The following is a 25,226-nucleotide window of genomic DNA, read 5'->3' as shown; positions in this document are numbered from 1 at the left end:
CAATAATTGATAAATAACAGTAAATTCGTGACGCCTTAATTTTGCAAAATCATATCCTTAAAGCTCACTATAGTATTATAGCCTTTATTTTTAAAATAAGTATTTATATAATGCTTTTTACCTGTTACTAAAACAAAATCTCCATTCCAACCACCAAGACTTTTTATTTGGTTTTTAAAATCGTTAAACAAACGTTTTTTAATAGGCGTTTGATTTGTTATTTCACCAATTAGGGTTTCGTGTGCTTCTATTAAATTATTAAAAGTATCAATAGATTCTGAAGCAATTAATTCAGTAGTAATGGTATTTATTCTTGAAATAATAGCTTGGCTATTACTCTTATTGTCTTTATACGTTTTTATAGAGTCTCTACTATTTTGTTTTCGGTTTAAATGAATAAAAAACAATTCGTCTTCAAATGATTTTTTAAATAGAGTGCGCTCAACTATTGGTTTAGAGTTTTCTAATTGATAAATAATAGCCGAATCATTTTGAGCACAAGCAATATCATAACCACTGCCGCCAAAAGTAGCGTTAGACAATGTAAAAGCATCAACTTTTGCCCATTGGGCAATATTATTTAAAAGCGTAGAAGATGAGCCTAATCCCCAATCATTAGGGAATTGTAATTTTGAGGTTACTTTATAGCCAGAATTGTTTTTTAAAAATTCAGGATTAATACGTTTAGCTTTATTTAGTATGTCTATAAGTCTTTTACTAACATTATTGCAAGCAGATATCGACGAAGAAATCTGCCCATCACGAAGACTAAGTTCCTCCTCAAACCAAATTTCGTTGTCATGGTTTAGACTCTTCCAAACTAGCTTTTGCTCTTCAATAGATTCAACAGTTAAGGTTTGTCCAAATTTTGTTGGCAAAGCCAAGGCGTTTGCACCATCAAGAACTACATATTCTGCAGTTAGTAATAATTTTCCGTGACTGTAAAAATGTTGCATTATTGTCTTATTTTTTCGATTTCAGAAACCACGGCGCTATGCGTAACGGTATTGTTTTTAAAATGATTTACTATGAACTCCTTTTCTTCGTTTGTAGCATTAAACTGATTTAAAATATTCATTAAATGCATTTTCATATGCCCTTCTTGAATGCCTGTTGTAGTTAGCGATCGTAAAGCGGCAAAATTTTGTGCCAATCCAGCAACTGCTACAATCTTCATGAGTTCTTTAGCAGAAGGATTTCCTAAAATTTCTAAGGCTACTTTTACTAAAGGATGTAATCCTGTTAATCCGCCTACAGTACCTAATGCTAATGGAATCTCCATCCAAAAAGTAAATATGCCGTCTTCAATCTTGGCATGTGTTAAGCTTGTGTACTTACCGTTTTTAACGGCATAGGCATGTACACCAGCTTCTACTGCTCTAAAATCGTTTCCTGTGGCTAGAACGACCGCGTCAATACCATTCATTATACCTTTATTGTGCGTTACAGCTCTATGAGGCTCAACTTCTGCAATATTAACAGCGCGAACAAATTTTTCGGCAAAAACTTGACCGGAAATACCTTTGTCTTCTAATGCTTCAACTTTACAAGAGACTTCGGCACGTACAAGGCAATCTGGGACGTAGTTAGAAAGAATACTCATTACAATTTCTATAGGAGCATTCAAGTGTTCCTCAGCTTCAGCTTTAAACGTTTTTGCAAATTGCTCTAAACACGAATTTATAAAATTTGCTCCCATAGCATCCAATGTTTCAAAGGTGGCGTGGAGTTGGTAGTAATGGTTTAAATCTTCAGTTCTGGTTCGTAATTCAATATCTAAAATGCCGCCACCACGTTTTTCCATGTTGGCAGTGATTGCTTTAGTGTCTGTTATTAGTTTCGGTTTAATAGTGTCGAAATACTGTTTTAAATCTTCAAAATCACCTGGGTACATAAAATGGACTTGACCAATTTTAGTAGTTGAGAGCACTTCAGCTTTAAAACCACCACGTGCCATCCAAAATTTTCCAGCATTACTGGCTGCTGCAACCACAGAGCTTTCTTCAATCGCCATTGGAATGGCATAGATAGTATTGTTTATTACAAAATTTGGAGCAACACCAAAGGGTAAATAATAGTTGGAAATAGTGTTTTCTATAAACTCGTCATGAAGCTGTTGTAGCTCGCTATCTGAATTAAAATATTGAATAATGGTATGTTTAGCAGTTTCAGAATTTGAAAGGTAATGACTAACAATCCAATCTATTTTTTCGGATTTAGATAGTTTTGAGAAACCAGAAATTGTTGCGCTCATTAAGTGTTATTTAGAGTTGCGAAGATACTAAACGTTGACTGTTTTCTTGTAGCGTTAATTTGATGAAATTATTTCTGCGAATCATTTTGAGGTTTTTAATCTTTAATTATCTGTTAATAATGAAGGTTTTTTGCTTATTTTTTAGTAAACTTGACATTATTTTATCAAAAAAATATACTTAATGATATTATCTAGATATTTAGCATTTTTCTGCTTATTAGTAACTACTTTATCCTCTGCACAAACCAAATCTATTAGCCTAGAAGATATATGGTCTAATGGTACATTTAGAACCGAAAGTTTAGACGCTTTGCATTCTATGAGGAATGGTCAAGAATATTCTGTTTTAAACTTTGATAGAGCAAATGGTTCAACAACCATTGATATTTATGATTATAAAACCTTAAAGAAGGTAAATACATTAGTGAGTTCTTCAAATCTTGAAGCCATAAAATATTTTACAGATTATACTTTTAGTAACGACGAATCTCAAGTGCTTTTAGCGACTAATCAAGAGTCTATTTTTAGACGCTCTACTTTGGCTAACTATTACGTGTTTAATACCAAGACGAATAGCTTAACCTCTGTTTCCGAAGAAAAAATTCAAGAACCAACGTTCTCTCCAGATGGAAAAATGGTTGCGTTTGGTTTAAATAATAATTTATATGTTAAGGACTTATTTTCTGGAGAAACTACACAGTTTACTACAGATGGTGTAAAAAATAAAATTATTAACGGTATTACAGACTGGGTTTACGAGGAGGAATTTGGTTTTGTTCGTGCCTTCGAGTGGAATGCCGATAGCGATAAAATAGCATTTATTCGTTTTGATGAAACTAATGTTCCGGAATTTTCAATGGATGTTTACGGTGAGGATTTGTACCAAACACAAACCGTTTTTAAATATCCAAAAGCAGGTGAGAAAAATGCTATTGTGTCTTTATATGTATATAATTTAAAGAATAATAAAAGCGAAGAAGTAAAAGTAGGTAAAGCATATAACGATTTTTATATTCCAAGAATTAAGTGGTCTAACGATCCAGATATGTTGAGTGCGCATTATATGAACCGTCACCAAAATGAATTAGATCTTTGGATGATAGATACACAAGATAATAACGCTTTTTTGGTTATAGAAGAAAAAGACAAAGCCTATATTGATGTTACAGATAATCTAACGTTTTTAAAGGATAAAAGCTTTATCTGGACAAGTGAAAAAGACGGGTATAACCATATTTATCATTATAGTAAAAAAGGTAAACTAATAAATCAAGTAACCAAAGGCAATTGGGAAGTCACTAACTATTATGGTTTTGACGCTAAAACAAATAACATCTATTACCAGTCTGTAGAAAATGGGTCCATAAATCGCGACGTGTATTCTATTAACCTTAAGGGTTCAAACAAAATGCGTTTAACAAAAACTACAGGTACTAATAATGCAGATTTTAGTGCAGATTTCACTTATTTTATTAATACATTTTCTAGCGCAACAACACCTCCAGAATATACTTTAAACAATGCTTTAAACGGTAATGTTGTAAAAAGTATTAAAGATAATGATGTGTTATCTAAAACGGTTTCAGAATTTACAAACTCGCAAAAAGAATTTACTACCATTCGTGTAAACGGTAACGATTTAAATATGTGGACGATTAAGCCCGCTAATTTTGATGCTACTAAAGAATATCCACTTTTTATGTATCAATATTCTGGTCCAGGTTCGCAACAAGTAGCAAACCGCTGGAATGCTGCAAATGATTATTGGTATCAAATGCTTGCGCAAAAAGGTTACATTATAGCATGTGTTGATGGAAGAGGAACTGGACTTAAAGGTGCCGATTTTAAAAAAGTAACACAAAAAGAATTGGGTAAATTTGAAGTGGAAGACCAAATTGAAGCTGCTAAATTATTAGGGCAACGTGCTTATATCGATGCGTCAAGAATTGGAATTTGGGGCTGGAGTTATGGCGGTTTTATGTCTAGTAATGCATTATTTAAAGGTAACGATGTCTTTAAAATGGCGATTGCAGTTGCACCTGTAACAAGTTGGAGATTTTACGATTCTATTTACACAGAACGTTACATGACCACACCTCAAGAAAATGCTAGTGGTTACGATGATAATTCACCAATTAACCATGTAGATAAATTAAAAGGCGACTTTCTACTAATCCATGGAACAGGAGATGATAATGTACATGTGCAAAATACAATGCGTATGGTTGAAGCACTTATTCAAGCGGATAAGCAATTTGAGTGGATGGTTTATCCAGACAATAACCATGGTATTTATGGCGGAAATACACGAAAGCATTTATATACAAAAATGACCAATTTTATAGATCGTACTTTGGGTGATAAGATTAAAGCCCCAAAAACAGAAATGGAAAAAGAGGTTAAAATTAAAGGATAATATTTACTAACTAACTAACTAACTAATTAATTAATTAATTTATGGAATTTAAATTTGGAGGTTCAGAAACCAATCAAAAAACAGTATTAGGCCATCCATCTGGTTTATTTGTGTTGTTTTTTACCGAAATGTGGGAACGTTTTTCTTATTATGGAATGCGTGCGCTATTAGTACTGTTTTTAGTTTCAACCGTAATAGATGGTGGCTGGGAATGGGATAGAGCAGATGCTCTAGTGCTTTATGGATGGTATACTGGATTGGTTTATTTAACACCGATTATAGGTGGTTTTATTGCCGATAAATTTATGGGTTATAGAAAGGCAATTATTTTAGGTGCATTTATCATGACGCTTGGGCATGCATCTATGGCTTTAGAAGGGATGACTTCTATGTTCTTTTATGCGGGTTTAACGTTCTTAATTATTGGAAACGGACTTTTTAAGCCAAATATTTCTTCAATGGTTGGTCAGTTATATAAATCACAAGGAAAAGAAAAAGATGCAGGATATACTATTTTCTATATGGGAATTAATGCTGGTGCTTTCTTGGGTATTCTTTTATGTGGATACATAGGAGAAAATGTTAGCTGGCATTATGGATTTGGTCTTGCTGGTGTATTTATGTTTTTTGGGATGTTGCAATTTCATTTCTCTCAGAAAATATTTGGAAAAATTGGATTGACTCCTGTTAAAACAGGAGATATTGAGCATGTTTTAGAAGACAGCATAGAAAAAATAGAAGAAGACATTGAAGAAATAGTAGAAGGTGTCGAAAAAACTAAAGTGGTTAGAGATAGAATGATTGTTATTGGTATTTTATCATTATTTGTAGTGTTCTTCTGGTGGGCATTTGAGCAAGCAGGTGGGTCTATGACTATTTTTGCAGCAGATTATACAGATAGAGCTTTAGAAGGTAGTGCAGCTACAACATTTAAAATAATAAATACAATAATAACAATTATTCCAATGTTAGTTATTACCTGGGTTTTAGCAATGTTATTTAAACAAACATATAGTAAATATTCCCTTGCTAATATTATTCTAGGTTTTAGTTTCGTCCTTATTTGGGGTATTGTTATCTGGATGTTAAATAGAGATTTCCAATCAGACACAACGGAAGTACCTGCTTCATGGTTTTCCGTGCTGAACTCTTTATTCATAATTCTATTTGCTCCTTTATTTTCTAAAATTTGGGAAAGTAAATACAACCCTTCAGGTCCAGTGAAGTTTGCTATTGGTTTATTTCTAGTAGGAATAGGATTTGGTGCCTTAGCGTATGGAGCTGCAGGTATTCCAGATGGTGCTAAAACGGCATCTGTGAGTTTAATATTTTTAGTTATTGCATACTTCCTTCATACTATGGGAGAATTATGTGTGTCACCAGTAGGTCTATCATATGTTAGTAAATTAGCACCTGTTAAATTTGTAAGTTTAATGTTTGGAATTTGGTTTACTGCTAACTTCTTTGCTAACCTTTTAGGAGGGTTCACAGGAAGTTATATGGATCCAATTATGGAAGAGCATGGTTTATCTACTTTCTTTTTAATATTTACCATAATACCTATAGTTGCGGCATTGATAATGTTAGTTCTTAATCGTAAACTATTAAAAATGATGCACGGTATTAAATAGAATAATATATACTATAGAAACAACAATTGGCCTTAGTTGGCGTTTTGTTGTTTTAGTGTAACTTTGGAACACTATTTGCGACTACATTAAAAAATATAAATTGGTAACATGAAAAAATACATTGTTTTAGCATTGTTTACAGTTTTTGCAACTGTAACACTATCTGCACAAGAAATTAATTGGGTAACGCTTGAAGAGGCAGTAGAGCTTCAAAAAAAGAAACCTAAAAAAATAATGATGGACGTTTACACCTCGTGGTGTGGACCTTGTAAAATGCTTGATAGAAATACGTTTCAAAATAAGGACGTTGCAACGTATGTAAATAAGCATTATTATGCTGTAAAGTTTAATGCGGAAGGCAACGACGTTTTAGAGTTTAAAGAGCAAACATTTCAGAATCCAAACTACGATCCAGCAAAAGCAAAACGTAGAAATTCTGGTCACGAATTGGCACGGTATTTTAGTATAAAATCTTTTCCAACAATTGTATTTTTAGATGAAAAGGCAGATTTTATTGCGCCAATTATTGGCTATAAAAAGCCTCAGCAATTAGAGTTGTATCTAAAAATGTTTAAAAGCGATGAGCACACGGCATTGGACACACAATCAAAATTTAATGAGTACTTTAAGGAATTTAAACCAGAATTTGCTCAATTATAAATAACCTCAATCTATAATAAAAGCTCCCTTTTCGCCAGTATAGTGAAAAGGGATTTTTTCTTTTAAACACGTTGCTTTCCATCGCGCAACGTAAGATTTATAATTACTACCATCTGCGATAATTTGTTTTGGTTTTAACGAGTCTATTAGTCTAACTATATTTATTCTTGGCGACTGCGTTAGTAACACATAATGAGGTTTAATCTGCTTTACGTTGTATATCCCTAAGCTGTCTATAATAAGAATGGTATTGTTTTTTGTCTTAATAAAAGAAGGTGTTTTGTGTGCGTCGATTTCTGTAACGTTATTGCCAATAATATAATCTGTTAAATTGCCAAACTGAGAAAGGCTATCTAAATCTGAATATACATCTAGTTTATTTTGTGATTTTTCTCCAATAACAGTATGTCTGCTTTTATGAAAAAGAGTAAGTGTATTTGTACTGTTTTTATATTTTGTAAATACATTAACACCTTGAAAAAGTAAAACAGAAACCAAAGTTATTTTCAACCACGTATAGTTTTTTTGAATGGCTAATTGTACACATGCAATAGCAAAAACATAAGCACTTATAACTTGCCAGCCATTAAAAGAAATGTCTTTAAATAAGAAACTCTCTTGAAGCGACAACCATTTCATTAAATCATTCATGCACGAAATAATAAATCCGAAACCATCGACTAGGAATTTTGGTAAAGCATTGCATAAGGCAAGAATAATAATCAATATTCCAGTGCCTAATATGAAGCCTAAAAACGGAATAATAATGACATTTGCTACAAAAAACAAACCCGGAAATTGATGAAAATAGTATAAGCTAATTGGCACAACACCAAACTGCGCTGCAATACCAACTGTAAAATAATCCCAAACTTTAGACAGGATTAAATTTTTAGGTTTCCATAGTTTCACTAGTCTTGGTTGTATCGCTACAATAGCAATAACTGCCAAATAGCTTAATTGAAAACCGACATCAAATAAAAACAGGGGCCTAAATAGTAACAACACGAATATTGAAATAGCAAGTGTGTTATAAATATTTGTTGGTCTTCTTAGGTGCATACCAATTGCAATTATACTAAACATAGTCACTGCTCGAGTTACAGAGGCCGATAAGCCAGCAATTATGGCAAAACACCACATCAACACCACTAAAATAATCGTAGTTATTTCTTTGCCGTATTTAAAGCGTTTTAAAGGCTTTAGAACAAAATTTAGAAGTAACAATATTAAAGCAACATGCAACCCAGAAACTGCTAGAATATGCACGGCTCCAGCATCTGTATAACTATCGTAAATGTCTTTGCTAAGATCTTGTCGCTGTCCTAAAATGAGCGCATTAATAATAGCTAAAACATCAGGTTCAAAATTATAAGTTTTCAATTTTGTATTGATAGTTTCTCTTGCCAAATCTGCATAACCAAAAATGGTGTGCTTGTTTTCGCTGACACGAAATAGCCGCCTAGGTTTTACATATAGCTGCTTAAAAACATATTGTTTTTCAAGGTAATTTCTATAGTTAAACTGATACGGATTTATAGTTGAAACAATAGATTGGAATCCTTCTGAAGTTATATAGATGTTATCAACTTTCAATACTACACTTAAACTGTCTTTCGATACATTAAGTAATGCTTTTCCCGTAACTGAAGCATCAGCTATCTTTAAAATATCTACAATGTACTTGTCATTATAGTTCCCTGATTTTAAAGTGGTTCTGATTCTAAAAGTGATTAGTTTTTCATCAGAATCAATAGCTCTATAATTGTCTAGATCAAGTTTTTCATTATGAATATTGGTAACCAAAACACCAATACAAACCATAATTAAAAAGCTAACAACTCCAAACCAAACAGTTTTAAGTCTTTTCTGTTTAGAAATTAAATAAATAAGGGTTAATAGAAAGAGAAGAAAAGCTGTCGCATATAAAATTATAGTCAATGGAATAGCTATAAAATAAGCGAGTAAAATTCCAAAAACTAAGCAAGCCGTTAGTTTAATTATAGTGAAGTTAAGAAGTTTCACTCCTAAAAGATAATAAATAAAACCTCACAAAATGCTGATATTCAATATAAAAGAGAGATTGTATTGTCCTTTTTTAGTTTTATTATACTATTTACTCGTATTTTTATCTATTATTAAAATAAATTTAAAGCACTCTCCTAGCTTGCACAAAAGCGAAATACCAGTATTTTTCTTTTACTTTAGAAGTAATAACGCCTCTACTTGTAGTGGAGTGAATAAACTCAACATCATCTCCTTTAATTGCTGTGACTAAACCAACGTGGTTAATACTTCTGTTGTTCTTTTTTGTAGCAAAAAACAACAAATCACCTGCGCGTACTTTTTTTAAATCTATCCAATCTCCAGTTTTAGACATTGCACGCGATGAACGAGGAATAGCAATATTATCTTCTTTAAAAGCAGTGTAAATTAAGCCAGAGCAATCCATGCCACTTTTTGTTGTACCACCATATTTATAGCGTGTACCTTCATATCTTTCTGCATTATTAATAATGGATTTTACTATCCTTGTAGCCGGAACATTAGTTTTCTTTCTGGCCTTTTTAATTGTTTTTGTAGTTTGCTGTTTTCTAGGAGTTACACGTTTGTTCTTAGCACTTCCACAGCTAGATAATATAATAAGAGTAAGTAATATGAGGGCCGTTTTTCGCATTTTAGATATTTGTTTTTATTGCGCTATAAATCAATTTAGCAGTATTCTCACTTGCACCTTTACCACCTAGGTCTCTTTCTAAATCGTAATAATCTAAAAAGAATGTTGTGCGTTGGTATCCGTCTAGTAAAGTGTCTAGTTCTTTTTTTAATCTTTTAGTATTAAAGTCGGCTTGAATAAGTTCAGTTACAGCTTCTTTGTTAAGTATTAAATTCACTAAAGAAATATAATCTAAATTTATTAGACGTTTTCCTATTTGATAAGAAACCCAACTCCCTTTGTAGCATACAACTTGAGGCACTTTAAATAATGCAGTTTCAAGAGTCGCAGTTCCAGAGGTAACTAAAGCAGCTGTAGAGATACTTAGTAAATCGTAGGTTTTATTATTTAAAAAGTGAATGTTAGATTTTTTAATAAACTGCTGATAAAAATTATAATCTTGTCCTGGGGCACCAGCAATTACAAATTGGTGATCTTTATAGTCATCCACCACACTAAGCATGACCGAAAGGATTTTTTTAATCTCTTGTTTTCGGCTTCCCGGTAATAAGGCAATAATTGGTTTGTCGCTTAATCCGTTTTGTGTTCTAAAGGTAAGCTCATCTACTTGATTCCTGTCTGCAATAGCATCAATTAATGGATGGCCAACAAAGTGTACAGGAAAGTTGTGCTTGCCTTCGTAAAATTGTTTTTCGAAAGGTAGAATAACATACATTTCGTCTACATCTTTTTTTATGCTTTTAATTCTACCTTCTTTCCAGGCCCATATTTGCGGAGAAATATAATAATGGTTTTTGTAGCCTTTTGGTTTTGCCCATTTGGCAATTCGTAAATTAAAACCAGGATAATCTATGTAGATAATAACATCTGGTTTAAAGGCTTCAATATCTTGTTTGCAAAAAGATAGGTTCTTTGCAATGGTTCTTAAGTTCATTATTACTTCAGCAAAACCCATAAAAGCAAGCTCGCGATAATGTTTTACTAGTGTACCACCAACAGCTTCCATAAGATCGCCGCCCCAAAACCGAAAGTCAGCATTTTGATCTTCGAGAAGTAATGCCTTCATTAGGTTCGAAGCATGTAGATCTCCTGAGGCTTCTCCCGAAATAATATAGTATTTCATGCGTTAATAGTATTGTTTTTTATTGACTGCATGGTACATCCAAATAAATATGTGTTTCATTTTTATAACTTATTAAGTATAAAAATTAAAGCTACTAAAACTATAGCAATTAAAACACCTTTTGCGTAATCTTCTTTTTTCTTGTTTAAGAAATAATAAAAAACGGGTAAATTAAGTAAAACACCAATACTAGCGCGTTTTCCTAAAATACTTGTAGATAGTATTTTGTTTATTATATCTTGAGAGGGTAAATCTAATGTTACACCAATAATTAAGGTGTAAATAGAAATCCCAATAAAGGTTGTTACTAAGCCAATAAGAAATCCAATAACAATAGCTTTTTTATTCATTAAAGTTCCAAGTGTTTAAGTGTTGTATAGCATGGTGCGCTGTTAAATCGAATTGCACAGGAACAACAGAAACGTATCCGTTTTCGAGAGCCCATTCGTCTGTATCTTTGCCTTTATCGTAATTTACAAATTTTCCAGTTAACCAATAATAATCTTTACCTTGAGGTGTTTTACGTTTATCGAATTCTTCCTTCCAATTGGCTCTAGCTTGTCTACAAATTTTTATACCCTGAATGTTGTTTTTTTCTAAATTTGGTATGTTAACGTTTAGCACTGTACCTTCGGTGAGACCTTCATTTAGAACATTTTCAGCAATTGTTTTTATATACGATTTTGAGTGTTCAAAATTAGCATTCCAACTGTAATCTAAAAGTGAAAAACCAATAGCAGGAATACCTTCAATTCCCGCTTCAATAGCAGCACTCATAGTTCCAGAATAGATTACATTTATAGAAGAGTTACTACCATGATTTATGCCAGAAACGACTAAATCTGGTCGTCGGTCTAGAATTTCGTTTACAGCAATTTTAACACAATCTGCAGGTGTTCCAGAGCAACTATAGGCATCATAATCACCTTCGTTAACGTGAATTTTTTCAATATGCAAAGTTGAATCTAGAGTAATAGCATGTCCCATTCCGCTTTGCGGACGATCTGGAGCTACAACAACAACGTCTCCTATGGTTTTCATAATGCTTACCAAAGTGCGAATACCTGGAGCAGTTATGCCATCGTCGTTTGTAACTAAAATAAGTGGTCTATTTTTCATTAAAAGCCTTTAATAACGAGCTAAAATACATAATTTCTATAGTATTTTACTAAAATTAACGGTTTAACAAAAAATTAGCGCGTTCACAGATACTTGGCACGGTTTTTTCTTTTATTTTAGTGGAAAGTTTTCTCTTATCACGTAAGGTATAATAGATAAAATAACACATAAATCGGACAAGTTCAATTTATTATTCCCTAAAGGATTGAATAATAGTGAATTGAATGTGGTCATAAAAAAATAAATATAAATACATGAAAAGAAAATATAATATATTAATGCTAGTGCTTTTGTTAGCTTTTGGGTCTTGTAGTTTTACAGCCAAAGTGGATAACGATCCAGATAAAGATAAACTTTTAATTCAGATTATAACTGTTGCTTTGGAGCAATTGCATTTTGAGCCAAAAGATTTTGATGATGAATTCTCTGAAGATGTGTTTACAACGTACTTAAACCGAATAGATCCTTTAAAACGTTTCTTCTTAGAGAGCGATATAGAAGAGTTTGAAAAGTTTAAAACACAAATTGACGATGAGCTTAAAGCATATGATATTACGTTTTTTAATGCTACAAATAAACGATTGGTTCAGCGTATGGATGAAGCTAAGTCTTTTTACAAGTCGATTTTAAACGAACCTTTCGATTTCGAAATAGACGAAGATTTTGATACAGATTATGAAAATCATGTTTATGTAAAAAATAAGAGAAAGTTGAAAAACCGTTGGAGACAATTATTAAAATTTAGTACCATTTCTAATTACGAGGAGTTAATTAGAACTCAAGAAAAAGATACAGTTGCTATTGAAGGTGAAGTACTAAAAATAAAAAAATCGCTTGCAGAATTAGAAATTGAAGCACGTGGTGAAACCATGAAAAACCTTGATGCATATTACACAGATTATGTAGAAGATTTACAACGTAAAGATTGGTTTTCTATGTACATTAATGTCATTGTTGAGGAGTTCGATCCACATACTTCTTATTTAGCACCAAGAGATAAAGATCGTTTCGATCAACAAATGTCGGGCAAATTAGAAGGTATTGGAGCAAGGCTTCAAAAAAGAATGGATTATACCAAAATTATGGAAGTGATTTCTGGTGGTCCAGCTTGGAGAGGACAAGAGCTAGAGGTTGGTGATATTATTTTAAAAGTACGTCAAGAAGATGAAAAAGCAGCAGTTAGTATTGTAGGAATGCGCATAGACGATGCCATTAAACTTATAAAAGGCCCAAAAGGAACTAAAGTTATTTTAACCTTAAAAAAAGTTGATGGTACTATTGAAGATATAACCATTACTAGGGATATAGTCGAGTTAGAAGAAACATATGCCAAATCATCGACGGTTATGAAAAATGGTAAAAAATACGGCGTAATTAACTTACCTAAATTTTATATTGATTTTACAGATTATAACAAGCGTAATGCAGCTTCAGATATTAAGCAGGAAATAGAAAGGTTAAAAGCCGAAGGTATGGAAGGTCTTGTTTTAGATCTAAGAAATAATGGAGGAGGTTCTCTTAAAACTGTGGTAGATATTGCAGGTTTATTTATAAAAGAAGGGCCAATTGTGCAAGTGCGTTCTACGAGTGAACCAAAAGAAGTTTTAGAAGACACGGATGCTTCTATTATTTGGGATGGACCTTTAGTCATTATGGTTAATGAGTTATCAGCGTCGGCTTCAGAGATTTTGGCGGCTGCAATGCAAGATTACAAACGTGCCATTATTATAGGAAGTACTCAAACTTTTGGTAAAGGAACGGTTCAAAATATATTAGACTTGAACCGAATGGTGCGTAACAGTTCTCATGGAGATTTAGGCGCTATTAAAATTACACGTCAGAAGTTTTATAGAATTAATGGTGGTTCAACACAGTTGGAAGGTGTTAAAAGTGATGTTGTTGTTCCGGATCGTTATAGTTTTATCGATATTGGAGAACGCGATCAAGCTAATCCATTACCTTGGGATAAAATTGAAGCTGTAAAGTACGATTATTGGAATAGCTATTTCGATTACGATACCACAATAAGTAATAGTAAAGCGCGTATGGAAAACAACGCGCAACTAAAGCTTATTGAGGAAAATGCAAGGTGGATAAAAACGCAAATGGATGAGAATATCTATTCTCTAAATTATAAAAAGTATAAAGCTGAATTAAATGCAGACGAAGAAAAAGCTAAAGAGTTTGATGCTATTTCGGAGTATAAAACAGACTTAACATTCAAGTCTTTACCTTATGAAACTTCACTTTTTGAAACAGATACTATTTTAAAGGAAAAGCGCGTAAGATGGCACAAGAGCTTAAGCAAAGATGTATATGTGGAAGAAGCATTGAATGTTTTGGATGATTTAAAAATGACCTACGAAATTAAAAAAGTAGCGACCATAAAAGAATAAATAGCATTGAGTACAAAAGTAAACTCATTAAGTCAATTAGCGCTCCAAAAGTTCAAAAAGAATTTTTGGGGCGTTTTTAGTTTCTATTTTATTGCATTTGTTGGTGTAATTTCGGTATTCGCCTATCTTTTTGCTCCAGATAATTCAAGGCACGCCAACCAAATGCATGTCTCCATACACTCGAAAGTACCAGGTTTTACTGTAGGGATGTTAGTGTTGCCCTCGCAAATTAAAAACGAGCAAGGTTTCTTTGATAAAGTGTTCTTCGGGAACATTAATACGGTAACCGAAATACCAATTTCTCAACACACAATTTCAAATAATACAATAAACTATACCGAATATGCTTCCGATGGTTTAAAAGGTGTCCAAAAGGCCTATGTTTTAGAAGATAAGTCCATAAAGCCTGAAACATTAATCACCAAAAAAACTTTCTATTTAGGAACCGATAAATATGGTCGAGATCTTTTAAGTCGTGTTTTAGTTGGAGCTCGAATTTCATTTTTTATCGGATTTGTAGCTGTGTTTATTTCTCTAGTTATTGGAATATTTATGGGAAGTGTTGCAGGTTATTTTGGAGGTAAAGTAGATGCTTTTATTATGTGGATAATAAATGTAACCTGGTCTATACCAACTTTATTATTGGTTATTGCTATTACATTAGCTTTAGGCAAAGGCTTTTGGCAAGTTTTTATTGCTGTGGGTTTAACTATGTGGGTAGAAGTTGCTAGAGTAGTGCGTGGTCAAATTATTAGCGCAAAAGAAATGCAATATGTAACTGCAGCTCGAGCATTAGGTTTTAATAACTATCGTATTATTACCAAACATATTTTACCAAATATAATGGCACCCGTAATAGTAATTTGTGCAGCAAACTTTGCTGCGGCAATATTAATAGAAAGTGGATTAAGCTTTTTAGGTATTGGTGCACAACCACCAATGGCAAGTTGGGGAGCAATGATAAAAGACCACTACAATTATATTATTCTTGGTAAGCCCTATTTAGCTGTTATTCCTGGCCTATGCATCATGTTTTTAGTCATGGCTTTTATGCTGATTGGAAATGCTTTAAGAGATGCCTTAGATGTCAAGAATTAATTGTAATGATCTCATTTTAGCAGATTGATGAAAGAGTTATTGATTAGCAACCATCTTTTGGTCCAAAAGTGAAAGCAAATTCTTGTTCAACAATTTCACCATTACTATTTTTAGCAGGTTCCCATTGTCCAGGTATAGTACTTATTAATTCTATTAGCTTTGTGTTTAATATTGGATATCCAGTTGTCCTTTCCATATAAACATTTTTTAGTGTTCCTTTTTTTGAAATTTTAAAATAAATTTTAGCTGCGCGCACTTTTTTGCTATCTAAATTTAATGTTTCGACTCTGCTGTTTTCTATTAGGTAGTTAATTATTGCATCTTCACCTTCTATGTAAAAAGCTTCAATTTCAGGTACAACGGTATAATGTGGATTGAATTTCTGTTCATCTAACACTATGTTTTCTGTTGTTTTTTCTTTAAAAAGTGTTTTCATTGAAAAGTGTTTAGAGTAGTCGAGAGATTTAAAGAGTGCTTTTTGTCCATCTGTTAAGTTTTCAGAACGACCATACTCGCGTCTGTCTGTTCGTCTGTCGTTTTCAATAATAATTATTTCTGTAGAATTAATTTTTTCAATGCGTTCGTTTTCATGATCACGATTAAAAGGATAAATAGTAGTTGCATTGTCTAAATCTGTTTTGCTAATAGCTTCAAACCTTGAGCCTATTCCGTAGTAATAGTCAGATTCAGCTTTTCCTGGTTTCATGTTTTGGTCTACTAATTCAAGTTGAGCAGTGTCTTTTGAGTTTAATGCACTTTCATTGGAATCTTTACAGTTATTAAAACTGAAAGCAATAAAAATAGATAGACTTAAGAGGGTACTTTGATTTTTCATGATTACTATATTTAAAGATTAATATCTGTCAAATATATAGTGAGGACAAGATTTAACTTGTACAGCAAATGTAAAAAAAGTGTAAAATTTGTGTAAAAAAAAATTATTCTTGCGAAAATATTAGGTGCTAAAAGGAGTCAAATATTTTTTTAAATTTATCGGGTAATTCATCTTCTATAGACACTTTTTTATTTGTAAAAGGATGAATAAATTTTAGTGAATAGGCATGTAAATACAAACCTTTACCATTTAATATTAAATGGGGAATACTATAATCTTTATCACCTAAAATGGGATGGCCTATACTTGTTAGGTGTTTCCGTAATTGATGTTTTCTGCCGGTCTTTGGTTTCAGCTTTACTAAGTTAAGAATGCTAAATCGTTTTGAAGTAATACTTGCTTTTACTTTATAATGAGATTGTGATGATTTACCATCAATCTCAGAACTGATTTCACCTTTTGGTTCCATTGAACCAATAGTAATAGCATAATACCTTTTTTTGATTTTTTTGTCTTCGAACAGTTTGCTTAAAGCACGAATACTACCGCTTGTTTTTCCTATTAATAACAAACCTGTTGTAGGGAAGTCTAATCTGTGAACAGGTTGAGGTGTTGTTCGATCTGGAAGATGACTTGGCTTTAGGTTTTGAATTAAAGCATTTGCAATAGTTTTAAAGCTATTACCACTTACTAATATGCCTGCAGGTTTGTGAATAATTGCTAAATAGTCATCTTCAAACAATACGTTTAGTTTTAAAATGAGTTTGGTTCTAGGTTTACTGTGATGTAGAATAGATAAACAAATAGTTTCACCACCAGTTATAAAAGTAGCAGAAGTAGCAACCACACCATTAACAGTAATGTATTGTTTTTTTAAGGCTTTTTTTAAAGCAGATTTAGTAAAAACTAAATTAAAGACGCCAACACCATATTCTTGAAGCCTAATTGGCTTTGCGAGTTTTGGGACGATGTGGGTTTTGGTTTGATGCATTCGGTTAATGCTGTAATAGATTCAAATTATATCAGATTAAGGATGAGGAATTATTCTTTTCTCTCAAAAAAGAGATTCCAGTTTTCTGGTTTTAAGTGCTGAGCCATATTATCTGCTCGATATTCACCATTTCTAATAATGCATTGTCCATTTGTTTTCATTAAAGCAAACGAGCCGCACAAAGTTGGATTAATAAAGAGGTTTTTTCTGAAGAAATTATTTTTATCAGTATAAAAATATTCATACTTGCTTTTTGGTTTATTTTTTAGTGTTATTCCAGGTTCAAATAAAGAAATTAAAAGAACATGTTTTTTAATTAAACTTGTGCGCATAGGGTCAGTGAATTTTTTTCTTTCACTAATCTCAGATCTAGTCCAATTGTTATCTCGAGAAGAAGAGCACAAGTCGTCCTTATAAGTGTATTCTATCAATAACACTGTTGAGTCTGGTATTTTTATATTGATTAGTTCTTCAATCTCACTTTTTATACTATTAAAAGCGTAAGTTTCTTGTAAGTATAAGTCGTTTTTTAATGTTAGATAACGCTTTCCTTTTTTGTCTTTATAATGCCAAGCACTTAGCAATAAGTCTTTATTTCTCCATTTTTTAAAATACTTATATTTATTGATTGTATCTCCTTTTTCATCAATATAAGTTCTTTTTTGACTATGAACTAAAGGAGTCAAAAACAGCAAAAGGAAAAAGGTTATAATTATTTTCATTTTTTTAATTAAGCATCCTCAATCATCCCATCATTCAATTCCCCAATATATCCAAGCACTTCCTCTTTACCAATATCCTTAGAACTAGAAGTTATAAAATATTTAGGCATCTCTTCCCAAGTTTCTAACATGATATTTTTGTAATCTTCAACGTGGTTTTCTATAGCTTTCGGTTTTAACTTATCGGCTTTAGTGAAAATGATACAAAATGGAATACCAGCTTCACCTAAGTATTGCATAAACTCTAAATCTATAGGTTGCGGTTTGTGTCTAATATCTACCAAAGCAAAAGCGCAAACTAACTGCTCGCGTTCCTGAAAATATTTTGTAATAAATTTTTGGAAGACCTTTTTTGTGCTTTTTGAAACTTTTGCATAACCATAACCAGGTAAATCTACCAAGTACCAATCTTTATTTATAAGAAAATGATTAATAAGTTGTGTTTTTCCGGGTCTTCCAGAAGTCTTAGCAAGACTTTTTCTACTAGTAATCATATTAATAAGTGAAGACTTACCAACGTTACTTCTACCAATAAAGGCATATTCTGGTAACATATCTTTGGGGCATTTTGCCACATCAGAATTACTCAATACAAATTCAGCAGACTTTATTTTCATTTCTCCTATTTCTGCGAAGGCAGAAATCTCATAATTAATTAAACAAAATACTCATGTAAGTTAAAGTTTTAACTTGCTGAGTGAGCCACAAAAGTAAGCACATTTAAGTAAGCAAAAAAGAGTAAGCGTTAAAAACTAGAACAACTAGCTAAGAAGTCGTGTAACCATAACAGTGTTTTTTTCTTCTGAAAAGAGTCAGGTAAGGATAAAGCGTTAGATTAGGATTTTTTAATTTTAGAACGTATTAAGAGTAAGTAAAACAGGTAAGCGCTGAAAAATAATTATGAATGAATCCTAAAATTCTCGTTTATTTAGCCAGTCTCCAAGAATACCATTAAATTCTTCAGGATGTTCCATCATGGCAGCATGGCCACATTTATCAATCCAAAACAAATCAGAATCGGGTAGTAGTTTGTTAAATTCGACTGCAACTTCAGGAGGAGTAACACCGTCGTTTTTTCCCCATATAATACAAGTTGGAGTATTCATTTTGGGTAAGTCTTTTGCCATATTGTGTCTAATGGCACTTTTTGCAATAGCTAACGTTTTTATCAATTTACTTCTGTCGTTTACAATTTCGTAAACTTCATCAACAATTTCTTTTGTAGCAACAGCAGGATCGTAAAAAACATCTTGTGCTTTTTTCTTCATCACCTCGTAATCGCTGCGTTTTGTGTAACCGCCTCCCATTGCGCTTTCGTATAAACCAGAGCTTCCAGTTATAATTAACGCCTTGACTTTTTCTGGATTGTGTTTCGTGTAATAAAGACCAATATGTCCACCAAGAGAGTTTCCTAATAAAATAACCTCGTCAAAATTTTTAAATTTTATAAACTCGCCTAAGTATTTCGAAAAGGATTTCACATTAGTTTTTATAAGCGACATCGAATACACAGGTAATTGTGGGATAATTACTTTATAACCCTCTTTACTAAAGCGTTCTATTACACCGTCAAAATTGCTTAAGCCACCCATAAGTCCATGTAAAATAACTATTGGTGTGCCCTGTCCAGCTTCGATATAACTGTAATTTCCTTCTGTAATTAGTGTGTGCGACATTAATTTTTTAGTCAATCCTTAAAAGCAAATATAGTTATTTCAAATAAAAAAAAAGAGTATTCTTTAGATACTTCAAAAAACTATTCTGTTTAGATATTAACAGTTGTTCATTACTATTTTTGACCATTTTGAATACCCTGAAAGCTATGTGTTTAGGTCTTAAAGGGGCTTTTTGAAAGTTGGAATAGAAGATTTCATTTAAGTATTTATTAACAATGTGGTAGAATGTGGTAAAATGTGGTAAAATTTTCAATATATTTGACTCTTATTCGTTTATATATAAAAATACCACATTGAACTCATTAATAGGAACATACGAATGTAAAGCAGATGCCAAAGGAAGGCTTATGCTTCCTGCTGCGCTTAAAAAGCAGCTAGCGCCGGTGTTGCAAAATGGTTTTGTGTTGAAACGAGCGGTTTTTCAGACGTGTTTAGAATTGTATCCAATGGCGGAATGGGAAGTTCTAATGCAGAAAGTGAATAAACTAAATCGTTTCAAGAAAAAGAATAATGATTTTATTCGCAGGTTTACTGCGGGTGTGAAAATGGTTGAAGTAGATGTTAGTGGAAGATTATTAATTCCTAAAGATTTAACTGTTTTTGCAAATATTTCGAAAAATATAGTGATGTCTTCAGCAATTAATATTGTGGAGATTTGGGATAAGGATAAGTACGAACAAACCATTGATGACGCGACTGTAGATTTTGCAGATTTAGCCGAAGAAGTTATGGGACAAGACGAAGAAGCTGATGGAATATCATAATCCTGTATTACTAAAAGAATCCGTAGATGGTTTAAATATCAAGTCAGATGGAATCTATGTGGATGTCACTTTTGGTGGCGGTGGGCATAGTAAAGAAATACTAAGTCGTCTTGGTGAAAAGGGAAAATTATTTGCTTTTGATCAAGATGCTGACGCCCTTGAAAATAAGATTGATGATCCTAGATTTACACTTATTCATGAGAATTTTAGATTCATAAAACGCTTTCTGAGATTTTATGGGGTTAAAGAAGTCGATGGTGTTTTGGCAGATTTTGGCGTATCGTCACATCAATTTGATGTTGCAGCACGCGGATTTTCAACACGATTTGAAGCTGAGTTGGACATGAGAATGAATCAGAAAAGTCAATTATCTGCATATCATGTAATTAATGAATATGACGAAGAGCGACTTAAGCAAGTGTTATTGCAATATGGAGAGTTGCGTGCAGCTCCAGCAATGGCAAAGTTAATTGTTGACTTTCGTAAAGAGGAAGTGTTGAAAACTGGTGATCAGCTTAAAAAGGTATTGAAGCAGTTTTTATCTCCAAAACACGAGAATAAAATTTTAGCTCAAATATATCAAGCTATTAGAATTGAAGTGAATCAAGAAATTGAAGCATTAAAAGAGTTTTTATTGCAAACACCAGAAATACTTAAGCCAGAAGGAAGATTGAGCTTGATAAGCTATCATTCTTTAGAAGACAGATTGGTAAAACGTTTTGTAAGAAACGGATTGTTTGAAGGAGAACCAGAACGAGATGTCTTTGGCAATTTTGAAGTGCCACTTAAAAAGGTTGGGAAGTTAATAATTCCTTCAGCAGCAGAAATAAAATTGAACAGCAGATCAAGGAGTGCGAAATTACGTTTTGCCGAAAAAATGTAGTCGTTTTTCGCTCAAATAATCTTTTTTGTGATGTCGGAATCTCTTGAGTATAAAAATTATAGGTGTTCATAAAAATAGCCGCGCTTAAGAAGATTCGCAATGATTAAAATTGAAAATTTAGTTTGAAAAAAAACATCTATAACATATTAAGAGGAACGTTTTTAGTGAGCGATGATTCCTTTAAAAATTGGAGAATGATTCTCTTTATTTCGGTATTAGCGATAGTCATGATTGCAAGCTCGCATAGTGCAGATAAAAAAGTACACGAAATCGCAAGATTAGGTAATGAAGCTAAAGAATTGCGTTCAGCATTTATAGATGGAAGAGGTCGATTGATGGAGTTGAAAAAAGAATCTGTTGTCTCGGCAAAAATGAAAGAAATAGGATTAAGGACTTCCGAAGTTCCGCCTCAAAAAATAAAAGTTAAAAGCGAAAAGCAAGATTAAGTAATTGTGTCAGTAAACGAAACTAACATATTAAACCGATTGTATTTTGTAGCTGGATGTATGTTCATCTTCGGCCTTGCTGTGGTTATTAAATTGCTAACCATTCAATATGTAAATGGTGATAAATATCGCGATTTAGCCGAAAAGCGAACTATCGAGAATAGAGATATTCCTGCAAACAGAGGTAATGTGTATTCTGTTAATGGAAACTTACTTGCAACCTCAATTCCTAAATACGATATTAGAATAGACACTAAAACACCTAGGGAAAAAGTATGGCAAAAACAAATTGGACCACTGTGCGATTCTTTATCTAAATACAGAGGTAAACCAGCTTCATACTATCGTAACAGGTTAGATAAGGCCAAAGCTAATAAAAACAGATATTTTCTCCTTGCACGTGATATTGGCTATTCGGATTATTTAAGAGTACGCAATTTTCCATTATTAAAATTAGGTGCTTTTAAAGGTGGGCTAATAATGGAGCAAAACACAAAGCGCGAACATCCAATGGGAGGAATCTCAATGAGAACGATAGGTTATGAGCGCACAGACGAAAATGGAAATGTAACAAGAGCTGGAATCGATGGCGCTTTTGGAGATAAGTATTTAAAAGGTAAAGATGGGCACCGTTTAAAACAGAAAATAGGCAAAGGGCAATGGAAACCTATTGTAGATTATAACCAAATTGAGCCTCAAGATGGTTACGATGTTTATACAACAATAGATGTAAATATTCAAGATATCGCACACCATTCATTATTGGAGCAATTAGAAAAGTACGATGCTGAGCATGGTTGTGTTGTAGTGATGGAGGTGAAAACGGGAGAGATTAGAGCGATTTCAAACTTGGGGAAATCTAAATCTGGTAAATATTACGAGAAAAGAAATTATGCAGTTTGGGAGTCGCACGAACCAGGCTCTACTTTCAAGTTAATGGCAATAATGGCTGCATTAGAAGATAAGGTTATTGATACTTCTACTATTGTTGATACAAAAACTGGTAGAAAAATGTTCTACGGTAGAGCTATAAATGATACGGGTAATGGTTATGGCAAAATTTCTGTTGGAGAAGCTTTTGAAAAATCATCAAATATTGGTTTGGCAACTATTATTGATGATCATTATTCTAAAAGCCCTAATAAATTTATAGATAGGTTGAAAACATGGAGACTTCATGAGAATTTAGATTTACCAATTATTGGAGAGGGTAATCCGGTAATTCCTAAGCCAGGAGATGAAATATGGAGCCGTAATGCATTGCCATCTATGGCATACGGCTATAATTTGCAATTAACACCATTGCAAACTTTAACGTTTTATAATGCCGTAGCAAATAATGGCGAAATGTTAAAGCCTCGTTTTTTGCGTCAAGTAAAAGAATTAGATAGAGAGATTGAAAGTTTTGAAAAAGTAGTACGTGTAAAAAAAATAGCTTCAGACGAAACGATAAAAATAGCTCAAAAACTTTTAGAAAATGTTGTAGAAAGAGGAACAGGTAAGAAAATGTATTCTAAATATTTCTCTATGGCGGGAAAAACAGGTACAGCAAGAACAGATTATGGAAATAATCAAGAGTGGTTAAAGGATAGAAAGTACATTTCATCTTTTGCTGGCTATTTCCCGGTAGAAAATCCCAAATATTCATGCATTGTTGTTATACATAAGCCAAGTTTAAAGGTTGGCTATTATGGAGCAGATGTTACTGGTCCAGTGTTTAAACGTATTGCGCAAAAAATATTTACAGATACACCGATTATAGATGAGATAGGATCTTTAGAGGTTCAAAATGCTGCAGTTGAAGACGAGTTTCAAAACTACTATGATACTTCAAATGCTTATTTAACAATTATGCCAAATGTTATAGGCTTACCAATAATGGATGCGATGGCATTATGTGAAAATTTAGGATTAGAGGTAAAAATTACTGGTAGTGGTCTTGTGACATCGCAATCCATTCCGAAGGGACAAAAAGTAAAGAAAAATCAAACTATAGTTTTAAAATTATCGTGAATTCATTAATCGACATATTATACAAAGTAACAATCAATGCTGTTGTTGGGACAACTAATTTGAATATTGAAAATATTCATTTTAATTCACGCAGTATTGCTATTAACGATTTGTTCGTGGCTATTAAAGGTACTGTTGTAGATGGTCATGACTATATTGAAACAGCTTTGCAGCAAGGAGCGATAGCTGTGGTTTGTGAGCAATTGCCAAAAACTTTAAAAGAAGGCGTAAGTTATATAGAGGTGGAAAATTCCAGTTCAGCTTTAGCTGTAATGGCTTCTAATTATTATGGAAATCCATCAGGAAACTTAAAATTGGTTGGTATTACTGGAACTAATGGAAAAACGACCATAGCAACCTTATTGTTTCAGCTCTTTAAAAAGGCTGGTTTTAAAGTTGGATTATTGTCTACTGTTGTGGTTAAAGTAGATACTAAAGATTATAAAGCAACACATACAACACCAGATTCCTTAACGATTAATCGGTATCTAAAGGAGATGAATGATGACGGTGTAGAATTCTGTTTTATGGAAGTAAGTTCTCATGGAATTCATCAAAAAAGAACCGAAGGATTGGTGTTTGAAGGAGGTGTTTTTACAAATCTTACTCACGATCATTTAGATTATCATGATACGTTTGCTGAATATCGAGACGTCAAAAAAACGTTTTTCGATAATCTTGGAAAACATGCTTTTGCAATAACGAATGCAGACGATAAAAATGGAGCAATCATGCTTCAAAATACAAAAGCGAAGCAATATAAATACGGATTAAAAAATTACGCAGATTATAAGGCCCAAATTCTTGAGAACTCTTTTAGCGGCATGTTACTTAAAGTAAACGATAGCGAAGTTTGGACAAAATTAATAGGACGTTTTAACGCTTCTAATGTTTTGGCAATTTATGCTACTGCAGATTTATTAGGACTTGAGAAAACCGAAATCCTAAGATTAATAAGTGTATTAGAAAGTGTAAGTGGAAGGTTTCAGTATTTAATTTCTGAAGAAAAAATAACTGCAATTGTAGATTATGCACATACACCAGATGCTTTAAAAAATGTACTGGAAACCATAAATAATATTCGTAGTAAAAATGAAGAATTAATTACGGTAGTTGGTTGTGGTGGGGATAGAGATGTTACTAAGCGTCCTAAAATGGGGCACATTGCTTCTGCTTTAAGTACTAAAGTGATTTTTACTAGTGATAATCCAAGAACCGAAGTTCCACAAACTATAATGGAGGCTATAGAAAAAGGTGTAGAACCTCAAAATTTTAAAAAAACGTTGTCAATTGTAGATAGAAAACAAGCAATTAAAACAGCTTGTCAATTGGCAAATGCAGGAGATATAATTTTAATCGCAGGAAAAGGGCATGAAACGTATCAAGAGGTCAATGGGGAGCGCACAGATTTTGATGATTTTAAAATTGTAGATGAATTATTAAAACGGTTGCAAAAGTAGATTTCCTGAAAGGTTTTAGAGACTGACGGGTATAATAGAAAACGAATTGACATACAGCGTTT

At 32.8% G+C, this 25,226-nt stretch carries 22 protein-coding genes; 10 read left to right on the top strand and 12 right to left on the bottom strand.

The genetic code is table 11. From position 1 onward, the window contains the following. Nucleotides 1-35 precede the first annotated feature (35 nt). Nucleotides 36-956 carry a GYDIA family GHMP kinase gene (locus RH82_RS16230; RefSeq protein WP_034062352.1) on the bottom strand — a complete coding sequence of 307 codons (921 nt, stop codon included), beginning with the start codon at nt 954-956 and terminating at the stop codon, nt 36-38. Beyond that, on the bottom strand, nt 956-2,254 hold the full coding sequence (locus RH82_RS16225) for a hydroxymethylglutaryl-CoA reductase, degradative (RefSeq protein ID WP_034062350.1): 1,299 nt from the start codon (nt 2,252-2,254) through the stop codon (nt 956-958). The genes RH82_RS16230 and RH82_RS16225 overlap by 1 nt, the downstream gene beginning before the upstream one ends. A 181-nt stretch (nt 2,255-2,435) precedes the next feature. On the opposite strand from RH82_RS16225, the gene RH82_RS16220 reads away from it, so the two are divergent. The 3 genes from RH82_RS16220 (at nt 2,436) to RH82_RS16210 (ending at nt 6,961) form a co-directional block, all read left to right on the top strand. Beyond that, complete coding sequence (locus tag RH82_RS16220) at nt 2,436-4,670, top strand: S9 family peptidase (RefSeq protein WP_034062349.1); 2,235 nt, start codon at nt 2,436-2,438, stop codon at nt 4,668-4,670. 41 nt (nt 4,671-4,711) lie between these two features. Beyond that, the gene (locus RH82_RS16215) at nt 4,712-6,301 is read left to right on the top strand and encodes a peptide MFS transporter (protein ID WP_034062348.1); all 1,590 of its coding nucleotides are present in this window, start codon (nt 4,712-4,714) and stop codon (nt 6,299-6,301) included. Between the two features lie 108 nt (nt 6,302-6,409). Beyond that, complete coding sequence (locus RH82_RS16210; RefSeq protein WP_034062345.1) at nt 6,410-6,961, top strand: thioredoxin family protein; 552 nt, start codon at nt 6,410-6,412, stop codon at nt 6,959-6,961. Nucleotides 6,962-6,967: 6 nt separating this feature from the next. On the opposite strand, the gene RH82_RS16205 is transcribed toward RH82_RS16210, so the two are convergent. The 5 genes from RH82_RS16205 to surE form a co-directional block, all read right to left on the bottom strand. Beyond that, complete coding sequence (locus RH82_RS16205; protein WP_241148091.1) at nt 6,968-8,902, bottom strand: ComEC/Rec2 family competence protein; 1,935 nt, start codon at nt 8,900-8,902, stop codon at nt 6,968-6,970. 208 nt (nt 8,903-9,110) lie between these two features. Continuing rightward, nucleotides 9,111-9,638 carry a C40 family peptidase gene (locus RH82_RS16200; protein WP_034062342.1) on the bottom strand — a complete coding sequence of 176 codons (528 nt, stop codon included), beginning with the start codon at nt 9,636-9,638 and terminating at the stop codon, nt 9,111-9,113. A gap of 1 nt (nt 9,639) precedes the next feature. Further along, nucleotides 9,640-10,761: a lipid-A-disaccharide synthase gene (lpxB, locus tag RH82_RS16195; protein ID WP_034062341.1), complete on the bottom strand. Its 1,122-nt coding sequence runs from the start codon at nt 10,759-10,761 to the stop codon at nt 9,640-9,642. Between the two features lie 62 nt (nt 10,762-10,823). Further along, entirely contained in the window at nt 10,824-11,111 is a 288-nt protein-coding gene (locus RH82_RS16190; protein ID WP_034062338.1) for a hypothetical protein, read from the bottom strand. Further along, a complete protein-coding gene (gene surE, locus RH82_RS16185) occupies nt 11,104-11,880 on the bottom strand; it encodes a 5'/3'-nucleotidase SurE (protein ID WP_034062337.1) in 777 nt (258 codons plus the stop codon). Before surE ends, RH82_RS16190 begins: the two co-directional genes overlap by 8 nt. A 254-nt stretch (nt 11,881-12,134) precedes the next feature. Between surE and RH82_RS16180 the strand changes: the two genes are divergently transcribed. After that, the gene (locus RH82_RS16180) at nt 12,135-14,276 is read left to right on the top strand and encodes a carboxy terminal-processing peptidase (protein WP_034062336.1); all 2,142 of its coding nucleotides are present in this window, start codon (nt 12,135-12,137) and stop codon (nt 14,274-14,276) included. A 6-nt stretch (nt 14,277-14,282) separates the two neighbouring features. Then, a complete protein-coding gene (locus tag RH82_RS16175; protein WP_034062335.1) occupies nt 14,283-15,374 on the top strand; it encodes an ABC transporter permease in 1,092 nt (363 codons plus the stop codon). 43 nt (nt 15,375-15,417) lie between these two features. Here RH82_RS16175 and RH82_RS16170 read toward each other — a convergent pair whose 3' ends face one another. The 5 genes from RH82_RS16170 to RH82_RS16150 form a co-directional block, all read right to left on the bottom strand. Then, entirely contained in the window at nt 15,418-16,209 is a 792-nt protein-coding gene (locus RH82_RS16170) for a hypothetical protein (RefSeq protein WP_034062333.1), read from the bottom strand. 127 nt (nt 16,210-16,336) lie between these two features. After that, nucleotides 16,337-17,200 (bottom strand): RluA family pseudouridine synthase, encoded by an 864-nt coding sequence (locus tag RH82_RS16165; protein WP_034062332.1) that lies wholly within the window; start codon nt 17,198-17,200, stop codon nt 16,337-16,339. Between the two features lie 50 nt (nt 17,201-17,250). Further along, nucleotides 17,251-17,922, bottom strand: a complete 672-nt coding sequence (locus RH82_RS16160) for a hypothetical protein (RefSeq protein WP_156112518.1) — start codon at nt 17,920-17,922, stop codon at nt 17,251-17,253. 8 nt (nt 17,923-17,930) lie between these two features. Next, a complete protein-coding gene (gene yihA / locus RH82_RS16155) occupies nt 17,931-18,539 on the bottom strand; it encodes a ribosome biogenesis GTP-binding protein YihA/YsxC (protein ID WP_034062328.1) in 609 nt (202 codons plus the stop codon). A 294-nt stretch (nt 18,540-18,833) separates the two neighbouring features. Beyond that, entirely contained in the window at nt 18,834-19,598 is a 765-nt protein-coding gene (locus tag RH82_RS16150; protein WP_034062326.1) for an alpha/beta fold hydrolase, read from the bottom strand. A 293-nt stretch (nt 19,599-19,891) separates the two neighbouring features. Here RH82_RS16150 and mraZ point away from each other — a divergent pair, with 293 nt between their 5' ends. From mraZ to RH82_RS16125, 5 genes are all read left to right on the top strand, one after another. Beyond that, complete coding sequence (gene mraZ / locus RH82_RS16145; protein ID WP_034062324.1) at nt 19,892-20,362, top strand: division/cell wall cluster transcriptional repressor MraZ; 471 nt, start codon at nt 19,892-19,894, stop codon at nt 20,360-20,362. Next, on the top strand, nt 20,349-21,245 hold the full coding sequence (rsmH, locus tag RH82_RS16140) for a 16S rRNA (cytosine(1402)-N(4))-methyltransferase RsmH (protein ID WP_034062322.1): 897 nt from the start codon (nt 20,349-20,351) through the stop codon (nt 21,243-21,245). The genes mraZ and rsmH overlap by 14 nt, the downstream gene beginning before the upstream one ends. Nucleotides 21,246-21,367: 122 nt before the next feature. Continuing rightward, nucleotides 21,368-21,691, top strand: a complete 324-nt coding sequence (locus RH82_RS16135) for an FtsL-like putative cell division protein (protein WP_034062320.1) — start codon at nt 21,368-21,370, stop codon at nt 21,689-21,691. 60 nt (nt 21,692-21,751) lie between these two features. Next, entirely contained in the window at nt 21,752-23,704 is a 1,953-nt protein-coding gene (locus RH82_RS16130) for a penicillin-binding protein (protein WP_052158397.1), read from the top strand. After that, nucleotides 23,701-25,164, top strand: coding sequence for a UDP-N-acetylmuramoyl-L-alanyl-D-glutamate--2,6-diaminopimelate ligase (locus RH82_RS16125; RefSeq protein WP_034062315.1), 1,464 nt, complete (start codon nt 23,701-23,703; stop codon nt 25,162-25,164). The genes RH82_RS16130 and RH82_RS16125 overlap by 4 nt, the downstream gene beginning before the upstream one ends. The last annotated feature ends 62 nt before the right edge of the window (nt 25,165-25,226 follow it).

It is taken from the genome of Lacinutrix jangbogonensis (assembly GCF_000797445.1).
In the GTDB taxonomy this organism is placed as follows: Bacteria; Bacteroidota; Bacteroidia; order Flavobacteriales; family Flavobacteriaceae; genus Lacinutrix; species Lacinutrix jangbogonensis.
This window is presented reverse-complemented; position numbering and strand designations above follow the sequence as displayed.

Coding starts and splice junctions, on each gene's coding strand:
- RH82_RS16230 (WP_034062352.1), bottom strand. CDS start 956: ATGCAACATTTTTACAGTCACGGAAAATTATTACTAACTGCAGAATAT.
- RH82_RS16225 (WP_034062350.1), bottom strand. CDS start 2,254: ATGAGCGCAACAATTTCTGGTTTCTCAAAACTATCTAAATCCGAAAAA.
- RH82_RS16220 (WP_034062349.1), top strand. CDS start 2,436: ATGATATTATCTAGATATTTAGCATTTTTCTGCTTATTAGTAACTACT.
- RH82_RS16215 (WP_034062348.1), top strand. CDS start 4,712: ATGGAATTTAAATTTGGAGGTTCAGAAACCAATCAAAAAACAGTATTA.
- RH82_RS16210 (WP_034062345.1), top strand. CDS start 6,410: ATGAAAAAATACATTGTTTTAGCATTGTTTACAGTTTTTGCAACTGTA.
- RH82_RS16200 (WP_034062342.1), bottom strand. CDS start 9,638: ATGCGAAAAACGGCCCTCATATTACTTACTCTTATTATATTATCTAGC.
- lpxB (WP_034062341.1), bottom strand. CDS start 10,761: ATGAAATACTATATTATTTCGGGAGAAGCCTCAGGAGATCTACATGCT.
- RH82_RS16190 (WP_034062338.1), bottom strand. CDS start 11,111: ATGAATAAAAAAGCTATTGTTATTGGATTTCTTATTGGCTTAGTAACA.
- surE (WP_034062337.1), bottom strand. CDS start 11,880: ATGAAAAATAGACCACTTATTTTAGTTACAAACGACGATGGCATAACT.
- RH82_RS16180 (WP_034062336.1), top strand. CDS start 12,135: ATGAAAAGAAAATATAATATATTAATGCTAGTGCTTTTGTTAGCTTTT.
- RH82_RS16170 (WP_034062333.1), bottom strand. CDS start 16,209: ATGAAAAATCAAAGTACCCTCTTAAGTCTATCTATTTTTATTGCTTTC.
- RH82_RS16165 (WP_034062332.1), bottom strand. CDS start 17,200: ATGCATCAAACCAAAACCCACATCGTCCCAAAACTCGCAAAGCCAATT.
- RH82_RS16160 (WP_156112518.1), bottom strand. CDS start 17,922: ATGAAAATAATTATAACCTTTTTCCTTTTGCTGTTTTTGACTCCTTTA.
- yihA (WP_034062328.1), bottom strand. CDS start 18,539: ATGAAAATAAAGTCTGCTGAATTTGTATTGAGTAATTCTGATGTGGCA.
- RH82_RS16150 (WP_034062326.1), bottom strand. CDS start 19,598: ATGTCGCACACACTAATTACAGAAGGAAATTACAGTTATATCGAAGCT.
- rsmH (WP_034062322.1), top strand. CDS start 20,349: ATGGAATATCATAATCCTGTATTACTAAAAGAATCCGTAGATGGTTTA.
- RH82_RS16130 (WP_052158397.1), top strand. CDS start 21,752: ATGTTCATCTTCGGCCTTGCTGTGGTTATTAAATTGCTAACCATTCAA.